The organism is Stenotrophomonas nematodicola, from assembly GCF_009467805.1.
GTDB classification, from domain to species: Bacteria; Pseudomonadota; Gammaproteobacteria; order Xanthomonadales; family Xanthomonadaceae; genus Stenotrophomonas; species Stenotrophomonas nematodicola.
In genome coordinates this window covers 93,779-105,391 of the sequence record NZ_WIAY01000008.1, presented here as the reverse complement: position 1 = coordinate 105,391, position 11,613 = coordinate 93,779, and the positions used below count along the sequence as shown (strand labels likewise).

Sequence of the window (11,613 nt, the reverse complement as noted above, 5' to 3'; positions counted from 1 at the left end):
GATGGGCGGTTGCCAGGCGGTCGAGCCAGGCAGCCGCCCATTTTTTTGCCCGATCCTGCTTACGCGACCGTCAGCGTCACATCGATGTTGCCGCGGGTGGCGTTGGAGTACGGGCACACGATGTGCGCCTTCTGCACCAGTTCCTCCACCTGCTCGCGCGGCAGGCCCGGCACCGAGATCTCCAGCGCGACTTCAATACCGAAGCCGGTCGGAATCTGGCCGATGCCCACCTTGCCGGTGATGGCGGTCTCTGCCGGCAGCGCAACCTTGGCCTGGCCGGCCACGTACTTCAGCGCGCCCAGGAAGCAGGCCGAGTAGCCGGCGGCGAACAGCTGTTCCGGGTTGGTGCCCGGACCGCCCGCGCCGCCCAGCTCGCGCGGGGTGGACAGCTGCACGTCCAGCACGTTGTCGGACGAGGTGGCGTGGCCTTCGCGGCCGCCGGTGGCGGTGGCGGTGGCGGTGTACAGAACGTTTGCGATGGACATGGAATTCTCCTGGGGTGTGAAGGGATGGCACGGGTAGGTGAGACGTACTGTGCGCCACTGGGCTGTACGTGTGGCAACATTTCGTCCAGGAAACTTGATCTGGAGTCCAGAATGGTCGATCGCCTGCAATCCCTGCTTGGCCGCTTCGCGGTCAGTGCCGAGGTCTTCCATGCCGGCCCGCTGTGCGGCATCAACCACTTGGCTGCCGACGGCGAGCGTGGCCAGCTGCACCTCATCCGCGACGGGACGGTACGGGTGGAACATGACGATGGCAGTGTGCTGCAGATCGACCAGCCCAGCGTGCTGCTCTACCCGCGTCCGCTGGCCCACCGCTTCATCACGGACGCGCAGCGCGGCGCCGATTTCGCCTGTGCGCATCTGCAGTTCGAAGGGGCCGGCAACAACCCGGTGGCCGCCGCGCTGCCCGCAGTGATCTGTCTGCCGCTGGATGCCCTGTACGGGGGCCATCCTGTGCTGTCGCTGCTGTTCGAGGAAGCCTTCGCCCAGCGCTGCGGCCGCCAGGCGCTGCTGGATCGCCTGTTTGAAGTGGTGCTGATCCAGATCCTGCGCGCGCTGATGGAAAGCGGTCAGCTACGCGTCGGCCTGCTCGCCGGCATGGCCCACCCGCGCCTGCGCCACGCGCTGGTGGCCATGCACGAAGCGCCGGCCGAGGAGTGGACGCTGGAATCGCTGGCGCAGCGTGCCGGCATGTCGCGCAGCGCCTTCGCCGACAGCTTCCGCGACACCATCGGCAGCACGCCGGGCCAGTACCTGCAGGGCTGGCGCACGCGGCTGGTGCAGCAGGCGCTGCGCAGGGGGCAACCGCTCAAGCGCATCGCCATCGATGTGGGCTACGGCAGCGAAGCGGCACTGTCGCGCGCATTCAAAGCGCAGACCGGGCAATCGCCGCGGCAGTGGAAGCAGGTGGGCGCGGCAGCACGCGCGCCCTGACGCCCTCAGATCGCCCACTCCCGATCCGTCGTGAACATGATCGTCAGCCAGCGGTCCGTCGATTCCTCGCCCAGCGCCTCGCCGATCTCGTCGCGCAGGCGGTCCCATTCCAGCAGCGCACGCGGCGGGTCATCGGCGCGCACCACGAAGAACAGCTCGATCTGCTCGCCACGCCCGACCTTGGCCACATAGCTGCGGTACTCGAGGAAGCCGTGCCTGGCGACGATGGCACGCGCCACCTCGTCCACGTGCGCCTGCAGGTCCACCGGGGTGATCAGCAGGATGTCCGACAGCGCCTGCCGCACCGTGCCGAGCGGGGCGACCATGACGAACAGGCACACCACCAGCAGGATCGCCGGATCGATGTAGGGCACCAGCCATGCCCAGCGCGTATCGCCCATCAGCCAGCCGCCGATGAAGGCGACCAGATAGGCGGCCGACATGCTGGCCGACACCCCCCAGTTCTTGCCATCCAGCGCGATGAACTCCGAGCCGATGCCGCGGTTGGCACGGCGCACGAACAGGGCCAGCCCGATCTCGGCGATGATCGACAGCACCGCGAACAGGATCGCCGGGCCCAATGCGATCGCGCGCCCCCCGGACATCAATGCGTCCACCGCGTTGACCGCCGCATACAGGGCCGCGCCGATCATCAGCGTGCCACTGACCCCGAGCACGATCGGCTCCAGGTGCCAGAAGCCCATCGTGAAGCGCTGGTTGAGGCGCGATTGCAATGCATCCACCTGGGTCGACAGGCTGATCAGCCGCACCACCAGCAACGACAGCCAGGTCATCACCACGTCGATCAGGCCGTAGATGCCGTCGAAGATGATCAGCGAGGAGTTGGCCAGGAACCCGAACACCACCGCCGCGACCGCCATCGCCAGCGACGCGGCGATGGACAGGCGCAGCACACCTTGTTCGGTGGCAGGGTCGAAACCGGACAGGAGGGGGCTGCGCATCGCAGGCCTTGCAGAAAGACAGAGCGCAATTGTGCGCTGTTCCGATTGCAGCCGTGAATCGCGATGCGCTGTTGCCGTTGCGGCACACGGCGCTCGGGGCTGCCCTCGGGCAGCGTTCATGGCAAGCGGGTAAACTGTTGATTGCGCTGGCATTGCCAGCAGATCCCGATGCCTGCCCGCCCATGACCCAGCCTGCCTCCGACGCTGCGGCGCGTTACACCGCCTCCCTGCGCCTGTCCGTCGCCCCGATGATGGACTGGACGGACCGTCATTGCCGGTATTTCCACCGGTTGCTGGCCCCGGGTGCGCGGCTGTACACCGAAATGGTGCATGCCAATGCGGTGATCCACGGCGACCGCGAGCGCCTGCTGGGCTTCGATGACAGCGAGCATCCGCTGGCCCTGCAGCTCGGTGGCAGCGATCCGGCGCTGCTGGCGCAGGCCGCGCTCATCGCCCAGGAGTGGGGCTATGACGAGGTCAACCTCAACTGTGGCTGCCCGTCCGACCGCGTCCAGGCCGGGCGCTTCGGTGCCTGCCTGATGCGCGAACCGACGCTGGTGGCCGAGTGCGTGGCGGCGATGGTCGCGGCGGTCGACATCCCGGTCACGGTGAAGTGCCGGCTCGGCGTTGATGAAGACAACGACTACGAAATCTTCCGCAACTTCGTCGATCAGTCGGCCAACGCGGGAAGTGCGATGTTCATCGTGCACGCCCGCAACGCCTGGCTGAAGGGCCTGTCGCCGAAGGAGAACCGCGAAGTACCGCCGCTCCGCTACGAGTGGGCGCACCGCCTGAAGGCCGAGCGGCCGCAGCTGGCCATCGTCCTCAACGGCGGCTTGGCCACGGTCGAGGCGGCGCAGGCGCAGCTGCCCGCGCTGGACGGGGTGATGCTGGGCCGGGCGGCCTACCACGACCCCTACGTGCTGCACCGGCTGGAGGCCGCGCAGACCGGCGCGCCGCTGCAGTCCCGCGAGACCCTGCTGCGCGGGATGCGGCCGTACATCGAGGCGCGGTTGGCCGATGGCCTGGCGCTCAAGCACATCACCCGCCACCTGCTCGGGCTGTTCCACGGCCAGCCGGGTGGCCGCGCGTTCCGCCAGATCCTCAGCGAGGGCGCTCACCGCGCCGGCGCCGACTGGTGCCTGATCGAGCAGGCGCTGGCCGTGACCCGGGCGCAGGCGGAACGCGTCGCTGCGTGAGTTGCGACGCCGTCTTGCCTTGACAAGGCACACGCTTTGTCGCCAATGTTCACCTAGATGAACGAACGGGCGCCCCCGCCGGAAAAGTTCAGACCGGATTCACCGCGTAAAACCAAGAATTTGCAAAGGATTCGTAAATCGCCGGCACGCCGGGCGGTTTCGGATTTACAACTTTTGAACGTTTTGCCGCCGTCCGCTAGGATCAGACCGATGTACTCCGTGACCCGCCATCGCCGTCTTGCCGTCCTCGCCCTCCTGGCACTGGGCGCTGCTGCCTCCACCGGCACGGTCCTGGCGCAGGACATCCCGCCGCCGGACGCCGTCCGGGGCGACATGGCGCGGGCCGCGCGTGGCGGGGCGCAGGAGCGTTCGCTGTCCGATGCGGTGCGTCGGGTCCAGCGGACCACCGGGGGCCACATCCTCGGCGCCGAGCGTGTTCCGTTCGACGGTCGCGACATCAACCGGGTCAAGTACATGGACGACCGCGGACGGGTCCGCTACATGGACGACCCGGCGCCGGCGCGTTCACAGCCCCGCACGCCGCGCTCGGATATGTCATCACTACGCGGCGATAACCCCTGAACAGGGATAGTTGTCCGCAGTCATCTGCATTACCCACTGGCCCCCGGCCATACCCAGGACACTAGGGAGAGTTCATGCGTATCCTTCTGGTCGAAGACGAAGCCCCGCTGCGGGAAACCCTGGCAGCCCGGCTCAAGCGCGAAGGCTTTGCCGTCGATGCTGCGCAGGACGGTGAGGAAGGTCTGTACATGGGCCGCGAAGTGCCGTTCGATGTCGGCATCATCGATCTGGGCCTGCCCAAGATGTCGGGCATGGAACTGATCAAGGCGCTGCGCGATGAGGGCAAGAAATTCCCCGTGCTCATCCTGACCGCGCGTTCGAGCTGGCAGGACAAGGTCGAGGGCCTCAAGCAGGGCGCCGACGATTACCTGGTCAAGCCGTTCCATGTCGAAGAGCTGCTGGCCCGCGTCAACGCGCTGCTGCGCCGCGCCGCTGGCTGGAGCAAGCCCACGCTCGAATGTGGTCCGGTCGCGCTTGATCTGGCCGCACAGACGGTCAGCGTCGGTGGCAGCAACGTGGACCTCACCAGCTACGAGTACAAGGTGCTCGAATACCTGATGATGCATGCCGGTGAACTGGTCTCCAAGGCCGACCTCACCGAGCACATCTACCAGCAGGATTTCGATCGCGACTCGAACGTGCTGGAAGTGTTCATCGGCCGCCTGCGCAAGAAGCTCGATGCGGACGGTGAGCTCAAGCCGATCGAAACCGTGCGTGGTCGCGGGTATCGTTTCGCGATTCCGCGCAACGAGGGCTGAGTCGACACTCTGGCGATAGCATGATGTCCGGCCGTCTGTGGTTCTTCAAACGCTGGCGGCCGCGCTCATTGCAGGCGCGCCAGATGCTGGCGGCCTCCGTGGGTCTGGTCGCCTTCCTGGCGACCGCCGGCTACTCGCTGGACGCGGCCTTCGCCGATACCGCGCGCGCCAATCTGCGCGAGCGGTTGAAAAACTACGCCACCGCGTACGCGGCCGGCATTGATTTCACCCGCGACCGCTCGCTGTACATCCGCGAGCAGCCACCGGATCCCCGTTTCGACGTGCCCGGCAGCGGTCTGTACCTGCAGGTGGTGATGCCCGACGGCAAAGGCAATTCGATGTCGGCCGAAGGGCCGATGCTGCCCACCGTGGGCGGCGGCCTGCTCGCGCCGCGCCAGGAAGTGTTCGAAGGTCCGTTGCCGATGATCCAGATCGACGGCAGCGAAGGCTCGGTGTACCGCTACGGCATGGGCCTGGTGTGGGATGCCGACGCCGACCCGGCCACCGAATTCCCGTACACCATCTACGTAATGGAGGACTCGCGTGCGCTCGGTGCGCAGCTGCGCGTGTTCCGCGGGCGCGTGTGGTTCTACCTGGGTGGCGCGGGCCTGATCCTGCTGCTGCTGCAGACGGTGATCCTGCAATGGAGCCTGCGCCCGATGCGGCGCGTGATCACCGAGCTGACCAAGGTCCAGCGCGGCGAGACCGAGCGCATGAGCGAGCGCCACCCGCGCGAGCTGGAACCGCTGACCGACAGCATCAACGCCTTCATCGAGAGCGAGCGCGAGAACCTGGAGCGCCAGCGCAACACCCTGGCCGATCTCGCGCACAGCCTGAAAACGCCGCTGGCCGTGCTGCGTACGCAGCTGGACAGCGGTGCCCAGGACCAGGACCTGCGGGAGGAGTTCGACGTCCAGCTGCGGCGCATGAACAACTTGGTGTCCTACCAGTTGGCGCGCGCCGCATCGTCGGGCCACAAGCTGTTCTCCGCGCCGCTGCCGATCGAATCCAACGCCGAGGAGATCGTGCGTGGCCTGGAAAAGGTCTACGCCGCCAAGGGCGTGCTGTGCGAGTTCGACATCGATGCGGCCGCGCGTTTCCACGGTGAACCCGGCGACCTGCAGGAACTGCTCGGCAACCTGCTGGAGAATGCCTTCAAGTGGGCCAAGCGGCGCGTGCTGCTCAGCGCCCATCCGCTGCCGGCACCGGGTGCCCGCCGCGCAGGCCTGGTGCTGTCGGTGGACGACGACGGCCCGGGCATCGCCCCGGAAGACATCGCCAAGGTGCTCCAGCGGGGCGTACGCGGCGACGAGCGCGTGCAGGGCCACGGTATCGGCCTGTCGATCGTGCAGGACCTGATCAAGGACTATCGCGGCGAACTGCAGGTTCTGCGCTCGCCGGAACTGGGTGGCGCACGATTCGAAGTGAAGCTGCCGCCCGGCCCCTGAGGCAGTGATGCGCTGTCACATCGCCGGCGGCGCACCGTAGAAGCGCCGCAGATGCGCGGCCACCTCCGGCATCTCCCTGTCCAGCAGGGCGGGTGCGGAGAAGTGGTATTCGGTGGCCACCGCGAAGAATTCTTCGGGCGCCTCCGAGGCATACGGGTCGATCGCGGTATGCCGGCCCCGGTCCACCTGCTCGCAGAAGCCGTCGTACGCCCGCTGGAAGTCGGCGGCCCACTGTTTCTGCCAGGCGCGCGGCAACGGCGGCGTGCCGTCGATCGCACCATCCAGCGCGTCGATCTTGTGCGCCATTTCATGCACCGCCACGCAGTAGCCGGCGTGCGGGTCGGCGATATCGGCCTGGATGTCGGCCCACGACAGAATCAGCGGACCGCTGTCCCAGGATTCGCCGATCAGTTCGTCATCCCATTCGTGCAGTACCCCGGCCGCATCGACATGGCTGCGCTGCACGCGGAACGCGTCCGGGTAAACGATCAGCTGCGACCAGCCGCGCAACCCGACCTCGCCCAACTCCAGCAGCGGCAGGCAGCACAGCGCGGCCAGCAGCACACCATCGCCTTCGTCCAGCTGCAGGCCTGCCACCGGGCTGATCGTCTTCTCGTGCAGGAAGCGCGCGCTGAGCACGCGTAGGCGCTCGCGGCGCGCCGGGTCCAGGCCACGCAGCCACGGGCCACGCTGGCAGCTCTGCTGCCACAAAGACGGATCGATCTCGCGCGGCGTACGCCGCAGCCAACCCCACATACGTTCGATCAGCGGAACATGCCCGGCAGGAAGCTGTGCCACTTCGGTGCGCGCAGGCGTGGCAGCACATCGTCATCGCCACCCCCGCCGGTGCTGCCGGTGCCACTGGCGCTGGGCTTGACCGCCGCCGGTGCGCTGGCGCTGGTCGGGGTGGACGGCGGCGCACGTTCGGCATCGCTGGCGGAATAGACGCAGCCACCCCGTGCCTGGCCGGCGATCGCTTCGGAAGCGTGCGCGGCCAAGGGGGCCATCAGCAGGATCAGGCAATGGGCGAACGGGCGCATCGTCAACATCCAGAACGGGTGAACAGGTCAGTTCCCGATTCTAGCCCGATTCAGCGCCGGTATTGAAAGGCCCCCGCGGGCGCTGGGGGCGGGTTTCCCGCATAATTTTGTCCAGTAATCCGATGGAAGCTGCCGTGGACGACCGCCAACTGCTGGCCAAACTGGGAGCCGGGCGCCTGTCCGGGGACGCCCTGGCGCGTGAGCTGGGTCAGACGCGTGCCGCCATTTGGAAGCGGATTCAAGGACTTAGGTCGGCCGGGATCGCGATTGAAGGGCGCGCCGGCGACGGATACCAGTTGCAGCAGCCGCTGGATCTGCTCGACGCGGACACCCTCCGTGCGGCGCTGCCGGCGGCGGTCCTTCCGCTGCTTGCCTCCCTGGACATCGCCTGGAGCGTGGGCTCCACCAACACCGAATTGCTGCGCTGCAGCGCGCCGGCGCGCGGCACGGCCGTGCTCTTGGCCGAGCGCCAGACAGGCGGCCGTGGGCGGCGTGGCCGCGAATGGACCTCGCCCCTGGCCGCGCATGTGTACCTGTCGGTACTGCGCGGCTTTGCCGGCGGCCTGTCGCGGCTGGGGGGCCTGAGCCTGGTGGCCGGCGTGGCAGTGGCCGAGGCGCTGCGCGCGCAGGGCATCGCCGGGGTCACGCTGAAGTGGCCCAATGATCTGGTTGTCGAGGGCCGCAAGCTCGGCGGTCTGCTGGTGGAAGGTGGCGGTGAATTCGCCGGCCCGGCGCGGGCGGTGATCGGCCTGGGCGTCAACGTGCGCATGCCGGCGGACCACGGGGCGCAGATCACCCAGCCGTGGACCGACCTGGCGACACTGGCCGGCGCGCAGGGCGTGGCGCGCAACGCGCTGGTCGCGGCGATCCTGGCGTCGCTCCTGCCGGCGCTGGAGGCGTTCGATGCCGATGGCCTGGCCCCGTTCCTGCCGCGCTATGCCGCCCTGGACGGGCTGGCCGGGCGCGCGGTGCGGGTCGATGAGGGGGGCCAGTGGATCGAGGGCCACGCACTGGGCCTGGCCGACGATGGTGCGCTGCGGGTGCGCACCGCGCAGGGCGAGCGCGTGTTCCATGCCGGCGAAGTCAGCGTGAGGATGCAATGAGCGACTGGTTGTTCGACCTGGGCAATTCCCGTTTCAAGTTCGCCCCGCTGCAGGGCGTGCGTGCCGGTGATGTGCAGGCCTGGCCGCATGGCGCCGAGGCGATGCCGGCCGATGCGTTGCAGGCGCTGCCGCAGGGCGACGTGGCCTATGTGGCCAGCGTTGCCGCACCCGCCTTGACCCGCAGCATGCTCGAGGTGTTGCAGGCCCGCTTCGCCCAGGTGCGGGTCGTGCGTACCGAGGCGCAGTGCGCCGGTGTGCGCGTTGCGTATGCCGATCCGACAAAATTCGGCGTGGATCGCTTCCTGGCGCTGCTGGCCGTGGCCGGGCGTGGCGAGGCCGTGGTGGTCGCCGGGGTGGGTACCGCGTTGACGATCGACCTGCTCGACGCCGATGGCCTGCACCACGGCGGGCGTATCGCGGCGTCGCCGACCACGATGCGCGAGGCGCTGCATGCGCGTGCGGTGCAGTTGCCCGCCAGCGGGGGCGCATACCATGCGTTCGCCACCGATACCGCCGACGCGCTGGCCTCCGGCTGCGATGGTGCAGCCGTGGCACTGATCGAGCGCAGCCGCACCGACGCGGCCGCGCTGCTCGGCCGCCTGCCCGCGCTGCTGGTCCACGGTGGCGGCGCACCGGCGCTGATGCCGCTGCTCGGCGATGCGCAGTTCCAGCCGGCGCTGGTGCTTGATGGCCTGGCCCGCTGGGCCGTGCACCACGCGCCACGCTGACCCGGGCCAGGCCGCGCGCAATCCCCGCGCTTGGCCCTAGAATCCCTGCATGCTTACCCGTGCCCTGATCGTTGTCCTGGTCATCCTCAATGGGGGTGTCGCGCTGTGGTGGATGCTGCGCGGCGAGCCCGCCGTTGCGCCGTCTGCGGCGCCCAGCGGTGTGGCGCAGCTCCAGCTGTTGCCCGGGGATGCCGTCGTACCGGCGGCCGCGCCTGTGGCGCCGGCCGTGGCCACGCCCGCGCTGGCCGATGCCACCCCGGCCGCGGCGGCACCGGGGCCTGCAACCGCGCCGGCGGCGCCCACGCCCGTGCCTGTGCCCACGCCCGCAGCACCCGCTGTCACGGCGCCGGCACCGGTCGCGGTGACCCCGCCGCCTGCCGCTGCCGTGCCCGCCCAGTGCCTCAGCCTGGGTCCGTTTGCCGACCGTGCCAGCGCGCAGGCCGCGCAGGCCAAGGCTGGCGCCGGGCTGCGCGGCGCGCGCCTGCGCGAGGTCACCGATGCCGGCGCCACGCGCTACCGGGTGCTGCTGCCGCCGGCCGCCAGCCGTGAGGAAGCCCAGGCCACGGTCAAGCGCATCGTCGCGGCGGGCCTGAGCGACTACTACATCATCGGCCAGGGCGAGGAAGCCAACGCCATCGCGCTGGGCCAGTACCGCAACCGCGAAGGGGCCGAACGGCGCATGGCTGCCCTCAGTGCGGCAGGTTTCAACGCCCGCCTGGTGCCCAGTGGCGGGGATGGCAGCGCGCAGTGGTGGGTGGATGCGACGCTGGCCACCCCGGCCGACGCCGCCACGGTGCGCCAGCGCAGCGGCGCGGCGCAGCAACGCTCGCTGGACTGTGCGCGCTTGCGCTAGAATCCACGCTCCGCGACGGCAGCGCCGTTCGCCGTGCCGATGCCGGCATAGCTCAGTTGGTAGAGCAACCGCCTTGTAAGCGGTAGGTCCCCAGTTCGAATCCGGGTGCCGGCACCACCGACCAACGGTCGGTGGCTACTGATTGTCCGCTGCTTCCCCTCGTTACCTGCTGCAGCGCCGCGAGTCCCGCGCCGTCGCGCTGGCTAGACTGTGCTTCTTTGCAATGGAGCAGCAGCGATGGCGATGTATCCCCCGGTTTCCCTGATCGGCGTTCCCACCGACATCGGAGCAGGCCATCGCGGCGCAGGTCTGGGGCCGGACGCACTGCGTATTGCCGGCCTCGGCGATGCCCTGGCCGCGCGCGGCGTGGACGTGCGCGACATCGGCAACCTGGATGGCCCGCGCAACCCGTGGACCGCGCCGGTGCACGGCTACCGCCACCTGGATGAAGTGGTGGCGTGGAACCGTGCGCTGATGGACGCCACCTACGCCGAACTGCAGGCGGGCCGCATGCCGATCATGCTCGGCGGCGACCATTGCCTGGGCATCGGCTCGATCACGGCGGTGGCGCGATGGTGCCGCGAGCAGGGCAAGACCCTGCGCGTGCTGTGGCTGGATGCGCACTCGGACTTCAATACCAGCGACGTCACCCCGTCGGGCAACGTGCATGGCATGCCGGTGGCCTGCCTGTGCGGGCTGGGCCCGGATGCGCTGACCCGGCTTGGCGGCGATGCGCCGGCGATCCGCCCGCAGCAGGTGCATCAGATCGGCATCCGGTCGGTGGACCAGGATGAGAAGCGCCTGATCAAGCAGCATCAGGTGGATGTGTACGACATGCGCTACATCGACGAGGCCGGCATGAAGCGCACGATGGAAGCGGCGCTGAAGGGGATCGACGCCACCACCCACCTGCATGTCAGCTTCGACGTGGACTTCCTGGACCCGAGCATCGCCCCGGGCGTAGGCACCACCGTGCCGGGTGGCGTGAACTACCGCGAAGCCCAGCTGGTGATGGAAATGATCGCCGACACCGGGCGCATGGGCTCGCTGGACATCGTGGAGCTCAATCCCCTGCTGGACAACCGCAACACCACCGCCGAGCTGGCGGTGGACCTGGTGGAAAGCCTGTTTGGCAAATCGACATTGATGCGCGATTGACACCGTGGCGGCGTGCCGTGCGCCGCGTGGCTGAATGGTGGCAGGGCGCGTTCACATTCGCTGCACGCCGCTGCCGCCAGATTGCACATCACGCGGCGGCAGTGTCGATTCGACCCCCGCCCCGCGATCGGGAAGAGGAGCATCGCTCGTCTGACAGGTGGACCGGATACCGGTGATGAAGTTGATCAAACAGGAGAACCCCATGAAGCGTGTTATTGCACTGATGCTGTTGTCGATGTTCTCGGTGGCGATGCTCGCCGGCTGCAACACCGTTGCCGGTGCCGGCAAGGATGTACAGAAGGCGGGCGAGACGGTGGAAGACGCTGCCAAGGGCAACTGATCCCCG

14 protein-coding genes and 1 tRNA gene are annotated in these 11,613 nt (G+C 68.6%); 11 read left to right on the top strand and 4 right to left on the bottom strand.

Annotated elements, in window-relative coordinates; all coding sequences use genetic code 11:
- Window positions 1-59: 59 nt before the first annotated feature.
- A complete protein-coding gene (locus tag GDJ08_RS18255) occupies window positions 60-485 on the bottom strand; it encodes an organic hydroperoxide resistance protein (RefSeq protein WP_017355020.1) in 426 nt (141 codons plus the stop codon).
- 111 nt (window positions 486-596) lie between these two features.
- Between GDJ08_RS18255 and GDJ08_RS18250 the strand changes: the two genes are divergently transcribed.
- A complete protein-coding gene (locus GDJ08_RS18250; RefSeq protein ID WP_017355021.1) occupies window positions 597-1,436 on the top strand; it encodes an AraC family transcriptional regulator in 840 nt (279 codons plus the stop codon).
- Window positions 1,437-1,441: 5 nt separating this feature from the next.
- Here the strand turns inward: GDJ08_RS18250 and GDJ08_RS18245 are convergent, their stop codons facing one another.
- A complete protein-coding gene (locus GDJ08_RS18245) occupies window positions 1,442-2,398 on the bottom strand; it encodes a cation diffusion facilitator family transporter (protein ID WP_136006649.1) in 957 nt (318 codons plus the stop codon).
- A gap of 182 nt (window positions 2,399-2,580) precedes the next feature.
- Between GDJ08_RS18245 and dusA the strand changes: the two genes are divergently transcribed.
- The 4 genes from dusA (at window position 2,581) to GDJ08_RS18225 (ending at window position 6,385) form a co-directional block, all read left to right on the top strand.
- A complete protein-coding gene (dusA, locus tag GDJ08_RS18240; protein ID WP_153165440.1) occupies window positions 2,581-3,597 on the top strand; it encodes a tRNA dihydrouridine(20/20a) synthase DusA in 1,017 nt (338 codons plus the stop codon).
- Between the two features lie 210 nt (window positions 3,598-3,807).
- Window positions 3,808-4,179, top strand: coding sequence for a hypothetical protein (locus tag GDJ08_RS18235; RefSeq protein WP_017355069.1), 372 nt, complete (start codon window positions 3,808-3,810; stop codon window positions 4,177-4,179).
- A 74-nt stretch (window positions 4,180-4,253) separates the two neighbouring features.
- Window positions 4,254-4,937, top strand: a complete 684-nt coding sequence (locus tag GDJ08_RS18230) for a response regulator transcription factor (protein WP_017355070.1) — start codon at window positions 4,254-4,256, stop codon at window positions 4,935-4,937.
- 23 nt (window positions 4,938-4,960) lie between these two features.
- Entirely contained in the window at window positions 4,961-6,385 is a 1,425-nt protein-coding gene (locus tag GDJ08_RS18225) for an ATP-binding protein (protein WP_037590856.1), read from the top strand.
- A gap of 15 nt (window positions 6,386-6,400) precedes the next feature.
- Here the strand turns inward: GDJ08_RS18225 and GDJ08_RS18220 are convergent, their stop codons facing one another.
- Together GDJ08_RS18220 and GDJ08_RS18215 are read right to left on the bottom strand one after the other, a co-directional pair.
- Window positions 6,401-7,183, bottom strand: coding sequence for a M90 family metallopeptidase (locus GDJ08_RS18220; RefSeq protein WP_017355072.1), 783 nt, complete (start codon window positions 7,181-7,183; stop codon window positions 6,401-6,403).
- Entirely contained in the window at window positions 7,150-7,425 is a 276-nt protein-coding gene (locus GDJ08_RS18215; protein ID WP_136006653.1) for a hypothetical protein, read from the bottom strand. Before GDJ08_RS18215 ends, GDJ08_RS18220 begins: the two co-directional genes overlap by 34 nt.
- A gap of 122 nt (window positions 7,426-7,547) precedes the next feature.
- Between GDJ08_RS18215 and birA the strand changes: the two genes are divergently transcribed.
- The 6 genes from birA (at window position 7,548) to GDJ08_RS18185 (ending at window position 11,607) form a co-directional block, all read left to right on the top strand.
- The gene (gene birA, locus GDJ08_RS18210) at window positions 7,548-8,528 is read left to right on the top strand and encodes a bifunctional biotin--[acetyl-CoA-carboxylase] ligase/biotin operon repressor BirA (protein WP_165699844.1); all 981 of its coding nucleotides are present in this window, start codon (window positions 7,548-7,550) and stop codon (window positions 8,526-8,528) included.
- The gene (locus GDJ08_RS18205; protein WP_136006657.1) at window positions 8,525-9,256 is read left to right on the top strand and encodes a type III pantothenate kinase; all 732 of its coding nucleotides are present in this window, start codon (window positions 8,525-8,527) and stop codon (window positions 9,254-9,256) included. Before birA ends, GDJ08_RS18205 begins: the two co-directional genes overlap by 4 nt.
- 49 nt (window positions 9,257-9,305) lie before the next feature.
- A complete protein-coding gene (locus GDJ08_RS18200) occupies window positions 9,306-10,109 on the top strand; it encodes an SPOR domain-containing protein (protein ID WP_153165438.1) in 804 nt (267 codons plus the stop codon).
- A 41-nt stretch (window positions 10,110-10,150) separates the two neighbouring features.
- A tRNA-Thr gene (locus GDJ08_RS18195) sits at window positions 10,151-10,226 on the top strand.
- Between the two features lie 120 nt (window positions 10,227-10,346).
- Window positions 10,347-11,267, top strand: a complete 921-nt coding sequence (gene rocF, locus GDJ08_RS18190) for an arginase (RefSeq protein ID WP_017355366.1) — start codon at window positions 10,347-10,349, stop codon at window positions 11,265-11,267.
- Window positions 11,268-11,469: 202 nt separating this feature from the next.
- Window positions 11,470-11,607 carry an entericidin A/B family lipoprotein gene (locus GDJ08_RS18185; protein ID WP_026070664.1) on the top strand — a complete coding sequence of 46 codons (138 nt, stop codon included), beginning with the start codon at window positions 11,470-11,472 and terminating at the stop codon, window positions 11,605-11,607.
- The last annotated feature ends 6 nt before the right edge of the window (window positions 11,608-11,613 follow it).

Bases quoted from the DNA above. Each gene is read 5' to 3' on its own strand.
- GDJ08_RS18255 (WP_017355020.1), bottom strand. From the start codon at position 485: ATGTCCATCGCAAACGTTCTGTACACCGCCACCGCCACCGCCACCGGC.
- GDJ08_RS18250 (WP_017355021.1), top strand. From the start codon at position 597: ATGGTCGATCGCCTGCAATCCCTGCTTGGCCGCTTCGCGGTCAGTGCC.
- GDJ08_RS18245 (WP_136006649.1), bottom strand. From the start codon at position 2,398: ATGCGCAGCCCCCTCCTGTCCGGTTTCGACCCTGCCACCGAACAAGGT.
- dusA (WP_153165440.1), top strand. From the start codon at position 2,581: ATGACCCAGCCTGCCTCCGACGCTGCGGCGCGTTACACCGCCTCCCTG.
- GDJ08_RS18235 (WP_017355069.1), top strand. From the start codon at position 3,808: ATGTACTCCGTGACCCGCCATCGCCGTCTTGCCGTCCTCGCCCTCCTG.
- GDJ08_RS18230 (WP_017355070.1), top strand. From the start codon at position 4,254: ATGCGTATCCTTCTGGTCGAAGACGAAGCCCCGCTGCGGGAAACCCTG.
- GDJ08_RS18225 (WP_037590856.1), top strand. From the start codon at position 4,961: ATGTCCGGCCGTCTGTGGTTCTTCAAACGCTGGCGGCCGCGCTCATTG.
- GDJ08_RS18215 (WP_136006653.1), bottom strand. From the start codon at position 7,425: ATGCGCCCGTTCGCCCATTGCCTGATCCTGCTGATGGCCCCCTTGGCC.
- birA (WP_165699844.1), top strand. From the start codon at position 7,548: ATGGAAGCTGCCGTGGACGACCGCCAACTGCTGGCCAAACTGGGAGCC.
- GDJ08_RS18205 (WP_136006657.1), top strand. From the start codon at position 8,525: ATGAGCGACTGGTTGTTCGACCTGGGCAATTCCCGTTTCAAGTTCGCC.
- GDJ08_RS18200 (WP_153165438.1), top strand. From the start codon at position 9,306: ATGCTTACCCGTGCCCTGATCGTTGTCCTGGTCATCCTCAATGGGGGT.
- rocF (WP_017355366.1), top strand. From the start codon at position 10,347: ATGGCGATGTATCCCCCGGTTTCCCTGATCGGCGTTCCCACCGACATC.
- GDJ08_RS18185 (WP_026070664.1), top strand. From the start codon at position 11,470: ATGAAGCGTGTTATTGCACTGATGCTGTTGTCGATGTTCTCGGTGGCG.